The sequence below is a fragment of the Litoreibacter sp. GN1-5 genome (assembly GCF_055693805.1).
Genome location: NZ_JBVFUP010000001.1, coordinates 2,843,651 through 2,860,702 on the forward strand (window position 1 = coordinate 2,843,651; position 17,052 = coordinate 2,860,702).

15 protein-coding genes, 2 pseudogenes and 1 riboswitch are annotated in these 17,052 nt (G+C 55.5%); of the genes and pseudogenes, 8 read left to right on the plus strand and 9 right to left on the minus strand.

The window, feature by feature from the left end; all coding sequences use genetic code 11:
* Window positions 1-6: 6 nt before the first annotated feature.
* Window positions 7-279: a DUF6525 family protein gene (locus ACZ1HF_RS14190; protein WP_472658122.1), complete on the minus strand. Its 273-nt coding sequence runs from the start codon at window positions 277-279 to the stop codon at window positions 7-9.
* A pseudogene (locus tag ACZ1HF_RS14195) lies at window positions 276-1,486 on the minus strand (GTP-binding protein). Before ACZ1HF_RS14195 ends, ACZ1HF_RS14190 begins: the two are co-directional and overlap by 4 nt.
* Window positions 1,487-1,590: 104 nt before the next feature.
* Here ACZ1HF_RS14195 and ACZ1HF_RS14200 point away from each other — a divergent pair.
* Window positions 1,591-2,046 carry an RrF2 family transcriptional regulator gene (locus tag ACZ1HF_RS14200; RefSeq protein ID WP_472658123.1) on the plus strand — a complete coding sequence of 152 codons (456 nt, stop codon included), beginning with the start codon at window positions 1,591-1,593 and terminating at the stop codon, window positions 2,044-2,046.
* Window positions 2,047-2,084: 38 nt separating this feature from the next.
* Window positions 2,085-3,104, plus strand: a complete 1,020-nt coding sequence (locus ACZ1HF_RS14205) for an IS110 family RNA-guided transposase (protein ID WP_472655593.1) — start codon at window positions 2,085-2,087, stop codon at window positions 3,102-3,104.
* A 1,621-nt stretch (window positions 3,105-4,725) separates the two neighbouring features.
* Here ACZ1HF_RS14205 and ACZ1HF_RS14210 read toward each other — a convergent pair.
* Window positions 4,726-5,004: pseudogene (locus tag ACZ1HF_RS14210) on the minus strand (transposase); the annotation flags it as partial.
* A 162-nt stretch (window positions 5,005-5,166) separates the two neighbouring features.
* Entirely contained in the window at window positions 5,167-5,982 is an 816-nt protein-coding gene (dapB, locus tag ACZ1HF_RS14215; protein ID WP_472658124.1) for a 4-hydroxy-tetrahydrodipicolinate reductase, read from the minus strand.
* A 73-nt stretch (window positions 5,983-6,055) separates the two neighbouring features.
* Between dapB and rbfA the strand changes: the two genes are divergently transcribed.
* From rbfA to ACZ1HF_RS14240, 5 genes are all read left to right on the plus strand, one after another.
* Window positions 6,056-6,451 carry a 30S ribosome-binding factor RbfA gene (gene rbfA, locus ACZ1HF_RS14220; protein ID WP_472658125.1) on the plus strand — a complete coding sequence of 132 codons (396 nt, stop codon included), beginning with the start codon at window positions 6,056-6,058 and terminating at the stop codon, window positions 6,449-6,451.
* The gene (locus ACZ1HF_RS14225; RefSeq protein WP_472658126.1) at window positions 6,451-7,164 is read left to right on the plus strand and encodes a phosphodiester glycosidase family protein; all 714 of its coding nucleotides are present in this window, start codon (window positions 6,451-6,453) and stop codon (window positions 7,162-7,164) included. The genes rbfA and ACZ1HF_RS14225 overlap by 1 nt, the downstream gene beginning before the upstream one ends.
* Before the next feature lie 52 nt (window positions 7,165-7,216).
* The gene (gene truB / locus ACZ1HF_RS14230; protein ID WP_472658127.1) at window positions 7,217-8,125 is read left to right on the plus strand and encodes a tRNA pseudouridine(55) synthase TruB; all 909 of its coding nucleotides are present in this window, start codon (window positions 7,217-7,219) and stop codon (window positions 8,123-8,125) included.
* Window positions 8,126-8,556: 431 nt separating this feature from the next.
* Window positions 8,557-8,862, plus strand: coding sequence for a hypothetical protein (locus ACZ1HF_RS14235; protein WP_472658128.1), 306 nt, complete (start codon window positions 8,557-8,559; stop codon window positions 8,860-8,862).
* Between the two features lie 102 nt (window positions 8,863-8,964).
* The gene (locus ACZ1HF_RS14240; RefSeq protein WP_472658129.1) at window positions 8,965-10,044 is read left to right on the plus strand and encodes a hypothetical protein; all 1,080 of its coding nucleotides are present in this window, start codon (window positions 8,965-8,967) and stop codon (window positions 10,042-10,044) included.
* Window positions 10,045-10,175: 131 nt separating this feature from the next.
* Here ACZ1HF_RS14240 and thiQ read toward each other — a convergent pair whose 3' ends face one another.
* Genes thiQ through thiB form a run of 3 tightly spaced genes read right to left on the minus strand, consistent with a single transcriptional unit; the run spans window position 10,176 to window position 13,370 of the window.
* Window positions 10,176-10,877 carry a thiamine ABC transporter ATP-binding protein gene (thiQ, locus tag ACZ1HF_RS14245; RefSeq protein WP_472658130.1) on the minus strand — a complete coding sequence of 234 codons (702 nt, stop codon included), beginning with the start codon at window positions 10,875-10,877 and terminating at the stop codon, window positions 10,176-10,178.
* The gene (locus ACZ1HF_RS14250) at window positions 10,864-12,411 is read right to left on the minus strand and encodes a thiamine/thiamine pyrophosphate ABC transporter permease ThiP (RefSeq protein ID WP_472658131.1); all 1,548 of its coding nucleotides are present in this window, start codon (window positions 12,409-12,411) and stop codon (window positions 10,864-10,866) included. Before ACZ1HF_RS14250 ends, thiQ begins: the two co-directional genes overlap by 14 nt.
* On the minus strand, window positions 12,387-13,370 hold the full coding sequence (gene thiB / locus ACZ1HF_RS14255) for a thiamine ABC transporter substrate binding subunit (protein ID WP_472658132.1): 984 nt from the start codon (window positions 13,368-13,370) through the stop codon (window positions 12,387-12,389). The genes ACZ1HF_RS14250 and thiB overlap by 25 nt, the downstream gene beginning before the upstream one ends.
* A gap of 37 nt (window positions 13,371-13,407) precedes the next feature.
* Window positions 13,408-13,509: riboswitch (TPP riboswitch) on the minus strand.
* Window positions 13,510-13,601: 92 nt separating this feature from the next.
* Here thiB and aroC point away from each other — a divergent pair.
* Window positions 13,602-14,696: a chorismate synthase gene (gene aroC / locus ACZ1HF_RS14260; protein WP_472658133.1), complete on the plus strand. Its 1,095-nt coding sequence runs from the start codon at window positions 13,602-13,604 to the stop codon at window positions 14,694-14,696.
* A 1-nt stretch (window position 14,697) separates the two neighbouring features.
* On the opposite strand, the gene ACZ1HF_RS14265 is transcribed toward aroC, so the two are convergent.
* Window positions 14,698-16,065 carry a DUF3179 domain-containing protein gene (locus ACZ1HF_RS14265; RefSeq protein ID WP_472658134.1) on the minus strand — a complete coding sequence of 456 codons (1,368 nt, stop codon included), beginning with the start codon at window positions 16,063-16,065 and terminating at the stop codon, window positions 14,698-14,700.
* Between the two features lie 84 nt (window positions 16,066-16,149).
* Window positions 16,150-17,016, minus strand: coding sequence for a DMT family transporter (locus tag ACZ1HF_RS14270; protein WP_472659055.1), 867 nt, complete (start codon window positions 17,014-17,016; stop codon window positions 16,150-16,152).
* Between the last annotated feature and the right edge of the window lie 36 nt (window positions 17,017-17,052).

Below are 17,052 nucleotides of genomic sequence, written 5' to 3' on the forward strand. Positions count from 1 at the left end.
AGTTCCTTATTCAGTTTGATAGATTGATTGACGGACCGCGCGTTTATCGCGTGCGAGCGTTTGGGCCTCAGAGCGGCGCAGTAGCGCCAGCGCGTCATCAGCACTCAGGCCCTTCGCTTGCGCGCGCGTCCAGATTTTGCGGGCTGAGACAGGTGACCAAGGGAGTGCCGCCTGAGAAAGCCATTGCCGCAGCGGCGTCGGCAGCGCGTCGTAGGTATGCATCGGATCGACAGATCGACGTCTCGCGCGCAGCGATGTTTCACCCAAGTTGCGCTTCATGCCGCCGCCTCCGCACGCCGCCAATTCGGAAATGGATCAACATAGTCTGGCAAGGCATCCGTACTGCGCGCAACCAGCTCTGGCACAAGGCACGCATCAAGCCGCGCCTTGATCGCGGGCCAGTCAATACCAGCACCGATAAACACAAGCTCTTGCCGTCGATCACCCCACGGTTCTTGCCAATGGGCTTGCATATAACTGCGCGCGCTTTCATCTTCAGGCCAACGTTCCGGGGGTACCGTGGCCCACCACGTACCAAGCGGCTTGACGCTGGACAGCGACCCCGCGAGCGAGAACTCCGCAACCCATTCCGGCCGCGTTGCGATCCAAAAATGCCCCTTTGCCCGAATGACACCGGCAGGTCACCATTCAAAACCTCTAAGACCTTTTCGGGGATGAACGGCTGCCGCGCGCGATACACATATGACGCCACGCCGTATTCTTCGGTTTCAGGCGTATGATCGGCAAAACCGTAAAGTTCTTTGGCCCACATTGGGTGCTCATGCGCTTGAGCGAAATCAAAGAGGCCAGTATTAAGGATAGAGTCCCCAGAGACATCTGAATGATCCGTTTCAATGATCTTCGCATCGGCGTTGAGGCTGCGAATGATCTTACGCGCGGCATCCACTCTGTCAGGGCCCGCATCGGTCACTTTGTTGAGGATCACAACATCCGCAAACTCGATCTGGTCGGTCAGCAGGTGGACCAGTGTGCGCTCATCCTCCTCACCCATTGTCTCACCACGATCACGCAGGAAATCATGGCTGGAATAATCGTTCAGCAGATTTACCGCATCGACAACCGTGACCATTGTATCAAGGCGAGACACATCGGCGAGGCTATCACCGAACTCGTCGCGGAAATCGAAGGTGGCTGCCACCGGTAGTGGTTCGGATATGCCTGTCGACTCGATCAGCAGATAATCAAAGCGTCCTTCGGCTGCGAGCCGCCGGACTTCATCCAACAAGTCGTCGCGCAGTGTGCAGCAGATGCAACCGTTCGACATCTCGACCAGCGTCTCATCTGTGCGGCTTAGCTCAGTGTCTGCCCGCACCAGATCTGCATCGATGTTCACCTCGGACATGTCGTTGACAATTACCGCGACCCGACGACCTTCGCGATTGTTCAAAACACGGTTCAAAAGCGTGGTTTTCCCCGCGCCGAGAAAGCCGGAAAGTACGGTGACGGGAAGGCGAGTATCTGACATGGTCGACTCCAATGAATGCCCTACAAGTCAGGTAACTTACGTAGTTACTAGATTAACGCAACAGAAGAAGTTACATTATCCTCCACTTCGGAGAATACCTGCCTATGAAACGCAATTCGCGCCTGTCTCTCGCCCTGCACACACTTGGTCATATGGCGGGTGACCCGGAACGCATGCGGACATCGGCTGATATTGCCGAGCATGCTGGGACCAACCCAGTTGTGGTACGCCGCGTGTTGGGAAAGCTGCGTGAAGCAGGCTTACTGACGTCCGAGAAAGGCCACGCCGGAGGATGGCGTCTTGCACGCGGACCTGACGAGATCACATTAGCTGATGTTTACCTCGCGCTTGATGAAAGCCTTGTTGCTACGGGTGAACAGGAGGCGGTTTCCGCTTGCTCGGTAGAGAATATCTTGCAGAGAAAGGTGGCGTCGGTTTTGGAAGACATTGAACGCAGTTTGGTGGAACGACTGGCCGCAACCACAATCGCAGAAGTGCGAGAGACCGGAGCGGATGAAGTGGATGGCTCCTGCTCCACCCGGCGTCGCAATGCGCCATAATGCAGGTGTCGAAATCTGCTTTTGAGAGGAGCCACCCAATGCAAGTAAAAACCATAGGACTGGATCTGGCCAAGAATGTTTTTCAGGTTCACGGAGTTTCTGTGACTGGCGACAAGGTCTTCAACAAGAAGATCAAACGCGCAAAACTGTTAGAGTTCTTTGAGGGCCTACCGCCTTGTGTGGTCGGTATGGAAGCCTGCGGTTCGGCCCATCATTGGGGCCGTGAACTTCGCAAGTTAGGGCACGATGTCCGTTTGATGCCAGCAACTTACGTCAAGCCATATGTCAAACGCGGAAAGACCGACGCAGTGGATGCAGAGGCAATCTGCGAAGCGGTTGGCCGCCCGACGATGAGATTTGTTGAGATCAAGACCGAAGACCAGCCAGCTCTTTTGACCGCCCACCGCACGCGCGAACTCATCGTCCGCCAGAGAACCCAGGTCTCAAACATGATACGGGGGATGCTGCGTGAGTTTGGCTATGTTCTCCCAACCGGGGTTGAGGCTGTGGCCCGCTTTTCCAAAAGCCACCTGGACGGTGATCAACCTAAAATTCCCGAACTGGCGAACGGGGTTCTCGGCACCTTGTGTTATCAACTCCTTGGGCTCAGCGCCCGAATTGAAGGCTTTTCCAAGTTGATCGAGAGCCATGCTCGGCGAGATGCCAACGCACGCCGACTGATGCAGGTGCCTGGGATTGGTCCAATTACGGCGTCGGCCATCGTGGCGACCGTCGGCGACGCCAAACAGTTCAAAACCGGACGAGATCTGGCCGCTTGGCTGGGCTTAACCCCGCTCAACAAGTCCAGTGGCGGCAAAGAGAGGCTTGGGCGGATTACCAAGAAAGGTGATCATTACCTCAGGAAACTTCTTATCGTTGGCATGACATCGCGCGCATTGATGGCAAAACTCCATCCCGAGAAAGTCGATATCTGGACAGCGAGGATGCTCGCTGGAAAGCCGGTTCGACTTGCAACAGTTGCCATGGCAAACAAAACCGCGCGCGTGATCTGGGCAATGTTGACGAGACAGGAGAATTACCGGCAGCCGGTCACCTGATCGGGACACCTGCCAGAGATGCAAGGCGCATGACGTGATGATGCGGACTAAGTCAACCAAGAGCGAGGACACTCCGGGAATGACGTTGGCCCTCGAAGGCCGTGAAGCCGATTGGAACCTCGCTTGCGGAAATCATCAAGGCCAGTGGCAGATCACCACATGAACAGGCCGGACAGACGACTGTACTGATTAAACGCCGCAATAAACGTCAAAAATGTCTTGCAATGCAGGAGCCATCCACAGAGGCCTTTCGAATTGGCTGAAAAAGAAGAACACGCATTGGTTTAACCCTTGTTTGATACCAACGTATCCAGCGCTCCTTAATACAGCGGAAACAACACCTAGGTTGGCCACGCCAGAACGCTGTTGCGATCAATATGCTAGACCGTTCTCCTGAGATGCCGTAAATTAAGGTCGTGAGTGTGGAGACACGCCAAGTAATTTTACGGTCTGGATGACGTGATCCAAACTCAAACCTACAGGATAACAATGGTTTCCACGGCTTCGACATACTTTTGGAGAATAATGATAATAAGTCCGGTCGTGCTCACTGGCTGTGTTCTGGTTGCATGGCTTATTGCCACATATATTTTGGGTCACATACCTGTGCCCAGTATTGACGATCCCAAAAATATTTTTGTAGAATCGTTGTATTCAACTGGCTTATATATTGTTTTTATTGGGTTTTTTGTATTACTAGGTGTTTCCATTTGTATGTCTTGTTTGCCAGTACCTGGCCGAACACCTGCGCGGGTCATGTCCTTGATGTTAATGTGGCTAGCCTGTCTATTCTTATTTTACATTGAACCTTACCGAAGCATTTGTTGGCTTCTTGACTAAGAGTAAGCCTTATCTATTGACAGAATATACTCCTCCCTAATGTCGCGCCAAATATCACCTGGGTCGGTTAACTGGTTGGCGATCTGCAAGGTTAAAATCGATGTTCGTCGCGTTGCAAGACCGCGTGGACCACCCGGAACAGAAAGAAGGCGATTACCAGGTATAGATGCAGCCATTCTTCGTTTGCCCGTCATTGCTCTCATATGAAAGCACGGTTACCAAAAATTTCCTCTAAATTTATACTGATTGCGAACGAAACTTATGCCTGGAAGGAGGAACGCAAATGCAAATGATTGCTTTACTCTCAATCTTAATCGCCGGAATCCTTATCTTTTTCGTGATTATAGGACCGATGTTAGCTGTCGGTTATTATCTAGGCCCGCGTGCTGTGAACATAGTGTCTTGCGTACTAGTTTGCCTGTTCTTATGGCAACTACTGGATATCCACTTAGATTGCGCTGTGGAGCCTGCAGAGCTGCAAGGTGTGTCAAACGATATATGCTATGGCCCGAGCGGCACAGTAAGCAAAGCCCTTATTTTTCCCGGAGGTCCAATCGGATTGGTGATTATTTTAGGATTGCGCTGGGCTGCTTTGCGCCTCTGGAAGTGGCGCTTGAAACGATCCGGGACGAGATAGCGCTGACTGAACGCGCCAAGTCATATGTGGTTTTTCTTACTCAAACCACCGCTGTTCGCGCGCAAATCGTTTGATTGCATCATGCAGGCCAGTATCATCACCACCGCGGGACAAATACCGGACCGATGATCGATCAACTTCTAGAACACGACATGCCCGACGCCGGCGCATCTGATGGTGCTTCATGAAGCGTCGCTCGGACCGGATACCAAAACAGTACCCCACAAGAAGCATCCGAGTTAGCAGCTCAGGGTCGATAGATGGGCGATCTGTATGGCTGTAGAAATCTGCAAGGTGAGACCGAATACTGCTCAGATCAACGAAACCATCAATCGACCGTAGCAGATGATCTTGCGGAACATGATCCTCTAGCGAACACTCATAAAACAAAGCCGCCTGCACTTCTTGCTTCGGTTCCATCATCGTCAATCCTACCGCTCAATACAGGAATTGAATCAGAGATAGACGCGCCGATCAAAAAAGAGTTTTTAACAAAATCGACTCTTTAGTAACCTTCGCCGCATCATGCACCAAGGTCTGCTGTTACCATTTCGGGTCAGTTAATGATGTGAAGGTCAAAGTCATCTAACGTTCGACAGCTAACACATCCATCATATCGTATTCTCCGGGGCCTTTGTCCTGTGCCCAAAGGGCTGCTTTTAATGCCCCGCGGGCAAAGATGGCGCGGTCCGTTGCCAGATGGCGCAGGACGACACGTTCCCCTTCAGAGGCAAAGATCACATCATGTTCACCCACGACATCGCCACCACGAATGGCCGAAAAGCCGATCTTGCCTTGGTCCCGCGCGCCGGTTATGCCGTCACGACCACGATCTGAATGGGTCTCCAGGGTCACACCGCGCCCGTCCGCCGCGGCCTCGCCCAGCATCAACGCTGTCCCGGACGGGGCATCGACCTTATGGCGATGATGGGCTTCAACGATTTCGATATCGAAATCCTCGTCCAGTGCTTTGGCGACTTGGCGGGTCAACTGCACCAGCAGGTTGACGCCGAGGCTCATATTTCCGGCGCGCACAATCGGGGCGTGTCGGGCAGCTGTTCCGATACTTTTCAGATCATTGTCCGAAAGTCCGGTTGTCCCAATAACATGCACCGCACGCGCTTGGGCTGCCAGTTCTGCATGGGCGACCGTTGCTGCTGGCGAGGTGAAATCAATGATAGCCTGCGCCTGCGCGATGACCTCAATCGGATCATCGCTGACCGGTACGCCGTTTGCGGCACCGCCCAAAGCTTCCCCAAGATCACGGCCAACCCAGTCATGCCCTGCGCGTTCTGTCACCCCGACAAGGCGCGCCTTGTCACTGGCCAGCACAGTTTCAATCAACATACGGCCCATGCGGCCAGAGGCACCGGTTATCACAATGCCGGGAATATCGGTCATCGAAAGCTCCTTCAGGTTGATGAAAGGTTTATGGCCGGTTGCAAGGGGCTGACAAGGGGATTAAGTGGCTAGTATGGGAAAGAACACACATTTTGCAGGCGCAGGACCATCGCAACGGCAGTTGCGCGTCGGAGAGCTGATCCGCAGAACCCTTGCTGATGTTCTGAACCGAGGTGATATTCACGACCCGGACCTGAACCGCATGTCGATCACTGTGGGTGAGGTGCAGACCTCTCCTGATCTGAAAATCGCGACCGCCTATGTGCTGCCCCTTGGGGGCCACGGCAAGGAAGAAGCGCTTGATGCCCTCAAACGCAACAAGGGTGAGCTGCGCCGTGCAATCGGTAAAGTCACTGCGCTGAAATTTACGCCTGATCTGCGCTTTCGGATTGATGAGACGTTCGATCAGATGGACGAAACCCGCCGTCTGTTCGGTCAAACCCATGTCAAACAGGATCTTGACGACTGATGCGCTGGTTTATTTTCCTGCTCTTTCTCGCCTCCCCCGCGGCCGCTGTGACCTGTGAAGATATTACGTATAATGACGCCAGCTATACGATCTGCGAAATTGACCCCGCGACCGAAGCGCTGCGGCTGTATTTGAACGACGCAAATGACAAGCCCTATGGCAATTTCCAGAATGTCGAGTCGACACTGGATGTCGAAACGTTGTCTTTCGGCATGAATGCCGGGATGTATCATCAGGATCGGTCGCCAGTCGGGCATTATGTCGAGAACGGCCAAGAGGTGATGCGCGTTATTCCAAATGAAGGCCCCGGCAATTTCGGCCTTCTGCCCAACGGTATTTTCTGCATCCATTCCGGCAGCGCGCGTGTATACGAAACTCTGGCGTTCATCGACAAAGAACCGCAATGCACCTTCGCAACCCAATCCGGCCCGATGCTGGTGATTGATGGCAAGATGCATCCGAAATTCACCAAGGGATCATCCTCCCGGTTCATTCGCAACGGTGTCGGTACATCCGCCAATGGCGACAGGGTGGTCTTTGCCATCTCGAACGAACCGGTGAACTTCTGGAGCTTCGGCAGCCTGTTCCGCGATCATCTGAAGCTGCCAAATGCGCTTTACTTTGACGGTAAGGTCTCGCGCCTGCATGCACCGCAACTCAATCGCTCCGACGGCGGTTTGCCGATGGGCCCGATTATTGCTGTCATCGATTGACGAGCGTGCTCAGGTGTCGCTATAGCGCCCGCCTGAGACAAAGGAAAACCCTATGGGACGCAAACGTAAAGGCCGCGATATTTCGGGCTGGCTGGTGATCGACAAACCGGCTAGTATAACCTCAAGCGCGGTGGTCAACAAAGTGCGCTGGGCTATGGACGCTAAAAAGGCTGGCCACGCCGGCACGCTGGACCCCGAGGCGACAGGCATTCTGGCCATCGCACTGGGCGAGGCCACGAAGACCGTTCCCTATATCACGGATGCTCTGAAAGCCTACCGCTTCACCATACGGCTGGGTCAAGCCACCAACACTGATGATGTGGAAGGCGAAGTTATTGCAACAAGCGATACCCGCCCGACGGACGATCAGATCATCGCAGCCCTGCCGCAGTTCCAGGGCGATATTCTGCAAGTACCGCCAAAATTCTCGGCTGTGAAAATCGATGGGCAACGCGCCTACAAACTGGCCCGCGATGGCGAAGACGTCGAAATCGCAGCCCGTCCGCTTTATGTGGATGAACTCACGCTTGTAGCCCGTCCCGATGCGGACCATGCCACACTTGATATGGTCTGTGGCAAGGGTGGATATGTCCGCTCTGTCGCCCGTGATCTGGGGCAGGCGCTTGGATGCTACGCCCATGTCCAGAACCTGCGCCGCCTCTGGTCCGGCCCGTTTGAGCTCGACGATGCCGTCACACTGGATCAGGTCGAGGAACACGCAAAAACAGACGGGCTCGACAGTTACCTGATCCCGCTTGAGGCCGGTCTGTTCGACCTGCCCGAACTGCCCTGCACGGCAGAGGGCGCCGCGAAGATGAAAAACGGCAACCCCGGCATGGTGATGGCATCAGATGTCGAATACGGCGACGAAGCCTGGGCTTCTTATCAGGGCAAAGCTGTAGCCGTGGGACGCTATAAAGCGGGTGAGCTACACCCAAGCCGGGTGTTTCAGCACGGGTAGGTCGTCAGATAGCTTTGGCCCTCACGTCACAAACTGACCCAAGTTTGAGAAAAGCGGTGAAGCCACCGTTTGTACAGATCGTGACGAATGGTTCAAAGGAGCCTAGGTCAGTTATCGTTCGTAACAGTAACCATCGGTTCAAGTTGACCACAGATCAACTTCGCCCGTTTGCTGACCCTTCACACACAGATCACGATAGTTGTGTTTCTGCATGGGTGAGTCGCCATCTCACAAGTCATGCTTTGTTTTGCCCCGAAGCCGCGTGCAAAAATGCGTTTGAAAAGGGGAAAAACCAAAAAATTTCATCATTTTTGATGATTTTAACTCAACTTTCACACTTCCTTAACGATTGGCTCACAGGCAATCGGGTTTTCTGACCCTGCGTCAACGAACGATGTTGTTCTTAACAAGTGACGCAAGGGAGACCCGAAATGCCATATCAGCTCGTACATAGCCAGCAGATCGCGCCGGATACAGCTCTTGGTAAATCAATCCACGGTCAGGTGCTGAGCACGTCTGGCCGGGGTCGTTCGAACCTCCCTTGCGATAATGTACCCGACGCAAATCAGAACATCGCCAAGACCTGCCATGCTGACGATTGTTCTCAACAGAATGCGCCTGAGACTGAGCCCGGCGCGTTGACACCAAACGATCCATCCTCCGCAGATCGTGCGGTGTTCGGGATGCCCAACTTGCTTGAGGTGGCTTGCGTGCTTGCACCGCGACCTTTCGCATAACGGGCATGGTTCGGGCGGGGATTTCTTCTCTGGGTAACGAGTTTCAAATGTGCCCCCGCCCGGATCACTCTACCACAAATCTGATGAAACTGGGGAAGTAAAATGACCATTGCACCGATCACCCGCAAAGAACTGTCCCGCCGCATTCATGACCGCAATAGCGAGGAGCATCAGATCATGCCCTATCTGGCCCATCTGGATTTCAAGACCCGCTTGCAATGGGCGTTGCAACCTCACCCGGTCTGGGTCATTGACCCTCCTCAGAAATTCGAAAGTGCCTGGGCCGAGGGCATTCAGTGCGCTGATACTCTGGAGGGCATGATCACGCAGTTGGCTGATACTCAGGGCTATATATATGTCCGAGGGGATGTGCTGAACGATCCGAAACAAGTGGTTCAGGCGCTTGAAGGGAAGTCAGCACCGGTCCTTCTGGTCTCGCCATGGTGCCCGATCTTGCCCAGTTGTCCTGAACAGATTGATATATGCCTTGCGACCTGCGAACGCTTCATCCTGTTCGTGCAGACGGCTTGCCCGAATGCCACAATTCTGCTGGTCGGCAAGGGCGCGTCTTTCAGCGCTGATAAAGCCACAGAAGATCTGAATGCCCGTTTGGTAGAACTTACTACATTGCAGGACCTGCGCGCGCCAATTGCCTATGTCGACCTGTCCCAGATCGGGGTTGATCCACAAGACTGGCATTCCGACCTCTATCTTAACGCAAGCGCTTGCGCCGCCGTTTTTCATGCCATCCAGATCGCGCTGGCCCGCATTACAAGTGCGCAAAGCCTTGATTACAATGCACAGATCTCAAAAGCCTGCGATACCGCAGACGCGTTGATAAGATTCGATCCATCAATGCTGATTTATGAACTCGGTGTCCGTCTTGATCTTGTGGCAGACGATCCGCAACTGGCCGGCAACCCGGATATGCAGATGCAGGCCGATGCCGTGGATGGGTTGCAACACGGGGTTTCGGCAATCTCTGCCCAGACTGCTGATCAGATGATCACACACTGGCGCAATTGCGTTTCCGAGTTTCAGGACAACCCAAGGGCATTTCTGCAAAAGATCGTAGATGCCGGAATACCTTTTGCATTGGCACCGGTTCTTGCAGCCCTTGTGCTGAAGCAAAGCCTTTCTGACCCAAGACCCGTTGCACGGGAAACATGCGCTTTGGCCTGATTGAACGCCATCAAATACCCGCAAATCGTGACTGTTTGCGGGCCTCCCGACTTGGGGCCTCTCGTTCTACCCCAAGTGTTGACGCCGGTCCTCGCCCCCCAGGTATATGGACCGGCGTCATTTTTTCGGCCCTACCCGCTATCCCCAAGATAGGCACGCAATGCTTCTGGTGGGTTCGTAAACAAGGTCTCAGTCTCAACCGGGGCATGCGCAACCCCATTTGCAACCAAAACAGCGTGTCCCGCGACGCGTCGTGCATCCTTCGGGTCATGCGTAACCATCATCAGGGTCAAATTCCGCTCAGCGGCGATATCAGCTACCAGATTAAGCATCTCAACCTTCAGCGCTGGTCCAAGCGCTGCAAAGGGCTCATCCAACAGCACCAGCGGCGCATCCCTGAGCAGCACCCGCGCCAGCGCTACACGGCTTTGCTGTCCTCCCGACAAAGCACCGGGTTTGCGGGCTTCAAACCCCGTCAGACCAACGCGGGCAAGGGCCTGTTCCACCTGTTCACGCTCCGCAGTGCTTAGCTTCAGGTTCGGGCGAATGCCTAACCCCACATTCTGCGCAACGGTTAGATGCGGAAACAGATTGCTGTCCTGAAACACCATTGATACGGGCCGCTGACCCGGGGGCAGGGTGGTCACGTCAGCTCCGTTGATCAGCACCCGACCGCTTACAGGGGTTAAAAACCCGGCGATGACGCTGAGCAATGTCGATTTACCTGCACCCGAAGGCCCGATCACCGCCACCCGCGCCCCGGCAGGTACAGTCAGATTAGCGCTCAGGCGAAACGCGCCCTGAACGATCTGCACACCATCAAATGTCAGCATTCACGCGCCCTCCACGGTCAAAAACCCAGAACAACAAAAGGCTTAGTGAGAGCAAAAGCAAGGCTGCGCCATGGGCGTCGTCCATCCGGTAGGCCGTCATCAGCCGGTACATCGCCAGTGGCAGCGTCGCGCTGTCAGGGTCGGCGAATAAGGCAATGACCCCAAGATCACCCATGGACAAGGCCGCCGCCAGACCTGCACCGAACCCAAGTGGGCGACGCAAACGGGGCAGGATAACCAACCGCATCCGCGCCATGCCTGTCAGGCCCAGACTATCGGACAGCCTGCCATAATCGCGCTCGACCTCGGCCAAGGCCGGGGCGATGGCGCGCAGGGCAAAAGGCAAGCTCATCGCGGCATTGACCAGAATGGTAATTGGCAAGGCCAGCACCACAGGGTCCGCCCAACGGTAAACCAGAATGAACAACCCTGTCCCGATTACCAAGGGCGATGCAGCGATAGACAGATACCCGACGCCTTCAATCAGCTTCGAGACGCGCTGCGCCAGCAAGGCCAGCGGCAAGGTCAGTGCGATGGTTAACAGAGCCGAGGCCAAAGCCACGCAAACCGACCGGCCCGCCGCCCCATAGGTGCTGGCGGGTAAGCTTAGGACGCTGCCAAGCCCCTTGACGGCAATCACGCCCAGCGGCGTGATCAGGAACAGCGTTACCAACAGCAGCACCGTAAAATCCAATATTCGCGACCCGTCGCGCCGCGCGACAACCCGGTCCAGCCCTGCGCCTTGTCCGGCGGGGATACTGACCCAGAGCGATATCACCGCAGCAATGGCACATAAGCCAAATTGCGCAAGCGCCAGCAAGGCCGCTTTCGACAGGTTGAAATCAAACCGAAACGCCTGATAGATCGCCAACTCAATCGTCGTGGCCTTCGGCCCGCCGCCCAGGGCAAGGGCCACGGCAAAGCTGGTCGTACAGATCAGAAAGATCACCATGAACGCACCGGGCACCACCGCCAGCAACATCGGCCATTCCAGATGACGCAAGATATCGCGCGCACCAAACCCCAATGACGCCGCCAGACGAAACCGTTCCGCCGGGATGGCCAGCCAGCCTTGCAATATCAGACGTGTTGCCAGCGGCAGGTTGAAAAACACATGCGCCAGCACCACGCCATGGGCACCATAAATCGAAACAGGCTCTAGCCCTGCAAACCCCAGGGCTTGGCTTAGCAATCCGTTGCGTCCGAAGACGGACAAAAGCCCCAGAACCGCAACGATCACCGGCAGGATAAATGGTGCACCCAGCAATGTGACAAGCACACTGCGCCCCCAGAACTGCCGCCGTGCCAGCGCGCGCGCTACGGGGATTGCCAGAATAACGCTCAGAAGCGCCGACAGAAATGCCTGAACCACGGTAAAGCGGACAGCAGCCCAGTCCCGCGTGCTTAACCCGGACAGACTGTCGGCGCGAAACGCCACCGCGCCCAGTGTTCCAAAGGTCAGGGTCAGCAGCAGGACGATAACAAGCGCCCCGCTGACAGTGACTGCGCTTATTGACTGAAGGCGCTGAGCCATTCTTCCAATGTCTTATCCCGCAAAGCGGCTGCCTCATCTTCGGAATAGAACAATGCTTTTTCCGGCAAAGCCAGCTTCTTGAAACCCTCGGGCAGCTTTTCAGGCTCTAACTTGGCGGGAAACGACCAGTTTGCGGTCGGGATCATTTCCTGGAATGTCCCGGACAGCACGAAATCCATGAAGGCCGAAGCCAGTTCCGGTTCGTCAGCGCCCGCGATTTTACCCACCAGTTCCGTCATGAAGTAATGGCCTTCCTCGAATATCGCGGCTGACTTGGTGTCATCCTCTTCTGCGATGATGTGATAGGCGGGCGATGTCGTGTAGCTCAGCACCATATCCGCCTCGCCATCGGTGAACATGCCGTAACTTTCCGACCAGCCTTTGGTCACTGTCAGCACTTTCGGTGCCAACCGCGCGAATGCATCTTCCGCCTTGTCACCATAAACCGCCTTCACCCAAAGCATCAGTGCCAGCCCCGAGATCGAGGATCTTGGATCCTGAACCACGATCTTCAGATCATCGGGTGCATTCAACAAGTCTTCGAAAGACTGAGGCGGGTTTTCCAGCTTGGTATTGTCATAGACAAATGCCGTATGTCCCCAGTTGAACGGCAGAAACACATCATCCGTCCACTCTATCGGCATCGTCAGATCGCTTGTGTCCTGCCCATGCGGCGCAAACAGGCCCGTTTCGCGGGCTTTCTTGGTCACGTCCGTGTTCAGCCCGATCACCACATCCGCCTTGGTCCGCTCGCCTTCCAGCAACAGGCGCGGCAGCAGATCGCCCGCCACATATTGCACATCGCACGCGCAGGTTTGCTCAAACGCGGCTTCAATCTTGGGGCCAGGACCCCACTCGGATGTAAAGTAGTCAGGGGCGTAGATCGTCAGCACCGGCGTCTCGGCCGAAACCGCGCCCGCAAATGCAATCAGTCCTACGCTTAGAAGGGTCTTTTTCATCTTCATCCTCCAAAACGCCGGACGGAGTATCAAGGATGAGACCATCTCAAACCTTCCCTCCGCCGGTTTTAACCGGTTCAGGTTCAACGGGTCAGCTTTCGCAATCTCAGCTACTGACGTAGCCCCCCGAGGTGACGTTGTATCTATGCCCCAAAACGAAGTACGGCAAGTCGAAACCCCTTGAGAGCGTAAAGGCACCCCGTTAGACCCATCCCAAACAGGAGCCTATCCATGTCGATCAACAGCTTTGGCCATCTTTTCCGCGTGACCACCTGGGGCGAAAGCCATGGGCCAGCCTTGGGGGCGACCGTGGATGGCTGCCCGCCCGGTGTGCCGCTTGAGGCATCGATGATCCAGCACTGGCTCGATAAGCGTAAACCGGGGCAGAATAAATATACCACTCAACGCCGCGAGGCGGACGAGGTTCGCATCCTGTCTGGTGTTTTTGAGGGTGTCACCACTGGCACGCCTATTCAGCTGATGATCGAGAACACCGACCAGCGTTCCAAGGATTACGGTGACATCGCTCAGAAATTCCGCCCCGGCCATGCCGATATTACCTATTGGCAGAAATACGGTATTCGCGATTATCGCGGCGGTGGCCGTTCCAGCGCCCGCGAAACGGCCGCACGGGTGGCCGCCGGTGGCATCGCGCGCGAAGCGATCAGGGCATTGGCCCCCAATCTGCGCATCACCGGCTACATGGTGCAGATGGGCGAGCACCGCACCGACAAACGTGACATGGATCAGATCGACCAGAATCCGTTCTGGGTGCCTGACGCCGTCGCAGCCAAAACATGGGCAGATTATCTTGACGGTTTGCGTAAATCGGGCAGCTCGGTCGGGGCAATGATCGAGGTGGTTGCGCAAGGCGCACCCGCAGGTCTTGGCGCGCCGATATATGCCAAGTTAGACACTGATCTGGCCGCCGCAATGATGAGCATCAACGCCGTCAAAGGGGTCGAGATCGGCGCCGGTATGCAAGCTGCCATGCTCACGGGTGAGGCAAACGCTGATGAAATCAGCATGGGGCCTGATGGCCCTGAATACAGCTCCAATCATGCAGGCGGTATCCTGGGTGGCATCTCGACCGGACAGGACATCGTGGTCCGGTTTGCGGTCAAGCCGACCTCCTCGATCCTGACGCCACGCAAGACCATCACCAAATCAGGCGAAGCGACCGAAATCATCACCAAAGGCCGTCATGATCCCTGTGTCGGCATCCGCGCTGTCCCCGTGGGGGAGGCGATGATGGCTTGCGTTATCTTGGATCATCTGCTGCTGCACCGGGGGCAAATAGGCTCTAACCAAGGAAAAATCGGCTAGACTACCCGCGATAAAGCTCGCTCTCAGCGCCCAAATAACCATTCCAGGCGAACCAATAGGCGATATGACCAGCTACACGTGGCAAGATTGTCCCGTCTGCGCCTTGCAGCGCATCTTCTGTGACACGCCAGACCTCGCCATTATCCGCGACAAGCTTGCCACCAGACTGTTTGAACTGCCGGTCGCCCCGCTCATACGCGCGCACGGTGCGGGTTTTTGCATCGCCAATCAGAACCAGTGGCGTATCCAGAATACCGTCATTGATGACTTTCTTGCGTTGGAATGCTGTCAACGGCCATGCTTTTGCACCCCCAAACAAGCGCACACCAAAGACATAGTCTTTCTGGCGATGCTGCCGCTGATCTACGACTGTCGGGAACATCAGCTCTGACGAGGCAAAATAGTCATTATAGACAACACCGGACCCGTAATCGCGGCGATGTCCTGTTTGCGAAGACAAAATACGCGTTTGCGGGTTAGACTGGCGCCATGATTTCCATGTGGTGATCACCACCGGGCGTTGTTTTAACTCGATCCCACTTGTGACCAGATCGCCCGACACAGGTTTGCCAGTGAATTGGTTCCACAGGGAATGTGTCGCCCGGTCAAACATCAACTTGTTGGACCGATACAAAAATCCTGATGAGCCGAAAATTAGCGGTTTTGCCCGCCCCTTAAGCTTGGTTTCAAACAGGATACCGGACCCGCAGAGCGTGCAATAGGCCAGAGCAACAGGAACGCCGCCAATAACCTCGTTGAACATCTCGTGCCAGCCCATAATCCGCAGCGGGTAAGCGCGGATATCGCCATTGATTGACACGCCAAACACCAGATCATCATCGCGCATATAAGTCGCGTCCGAAGCGGCGATCAGCGTGGGGTTGTCCAGCGACGGTATACCGTCTTTGCGCACGCCGCCCCATGTGATCTCTTCCAGTCGGATTTTCATCCGGTCGCGCTGCAGATGTTTGGGTTTCAGGAACACATCAAAATTCGGGTCAATCTGTAGAAACAGACCCCGCTTGAACTCAATGAAAGACGAGTGCGGCACAATCTGCGGGTTTTGTTCCTGCCACAGCATCCAATCAAACCACGTGCTGCCCGCATCAGCGCCAGTCACCGCCTTCAGTGTCTCGACGATCTGTGTTTTCGAACCACGCGTAAAGCGCAAGGCCTGTATCAGGCCCGCCGCCATATCCGGATTGCCCCGCGCCTCGATCTGTCCAAGTGCATCCAGAAACTGGTCCGGTGATCCGTCAACCAGCGCCTGTTGTAACGCAAGGGGGTCAGTGCTTTGTGCGAACCCCTGCGCGGGTAGGATTGCAGCGCTGGCAAGCGCGGTTGTGAATAGGCGGCGAGTTATGGGCATGAGGCGACCTTTCTGACATGGGTGCGCATACCATGGCGCAAGGTCTGATCACCTGCACATAAACACTCGGTGATCACGGGCGGGTTAGCCCCTTTGTTTCGACACCTGCACAGCCAGAATGCCAACAGCAATGATCGACACTCCGATGACATCCATTGCCCCCAGTTTTTCGTTCAGCAACACTGCTGCGATGGCCACACCCAGAAACGGATTGAGAAAATGAAAGGTCGATGCACGCACAGCGCCGATCCGTCCGACCAGAACGAACCACACCCATGTCGCGCCCAGTCCTGGCACCAGCGTCGTGTAGATGAACGCGACTATCAACTGCCAGCTCCACCGAACCTCGAATGTCTCAAGCGGGATTGCAAAGACCGCAAGCGCGGCACTGCCGATCAGCATTTGCAACCCGACGATCATCAGTAAATTCCCACCGGACGAAGCTTCGCGCACAGCCAGGGTCGCAAATGTCAGCGCCAGCACGCCGACACCCAACATCGCCAACCCGTATATATCAACCCCGGTTGACAGGCGTGTTCCCATGATCAAGACCACGCCAAGAAGACCCGCTGCTAACCCTGCGATGCCCAAGGGCCGCACCGTTTCGCGGAACAAAACCCATCCGATCAGCGCCACTAGCAATGGCATGGTCGAGGCGATGATCGCTGCCAGAGATGCCTCGATCCATTGCATCGCCACGAAATTCAGACCCAGATACAGGCCATTCTGACATAGCCCGAAGATAATGATCGCCCGCCACTGCCCGGATGTAAGACGCCAAGTTTGCCCCAAGGCGCGCGCGATCACCACGCCCAGCAGACCCGAAATCAGGAACCGTATGGCCAGAGCCGTCAGGGGCGGGGCGTCCGCAACAATGATCCGTGCCGAGGTAAAGGCGCTTGACCACATGCAGGCAAAGGCCAGCCCCATTAAGATTGCGCGAATATCCATGTTGTGAAACTTTGTTCCCATGAAAAAGGGCCGCCC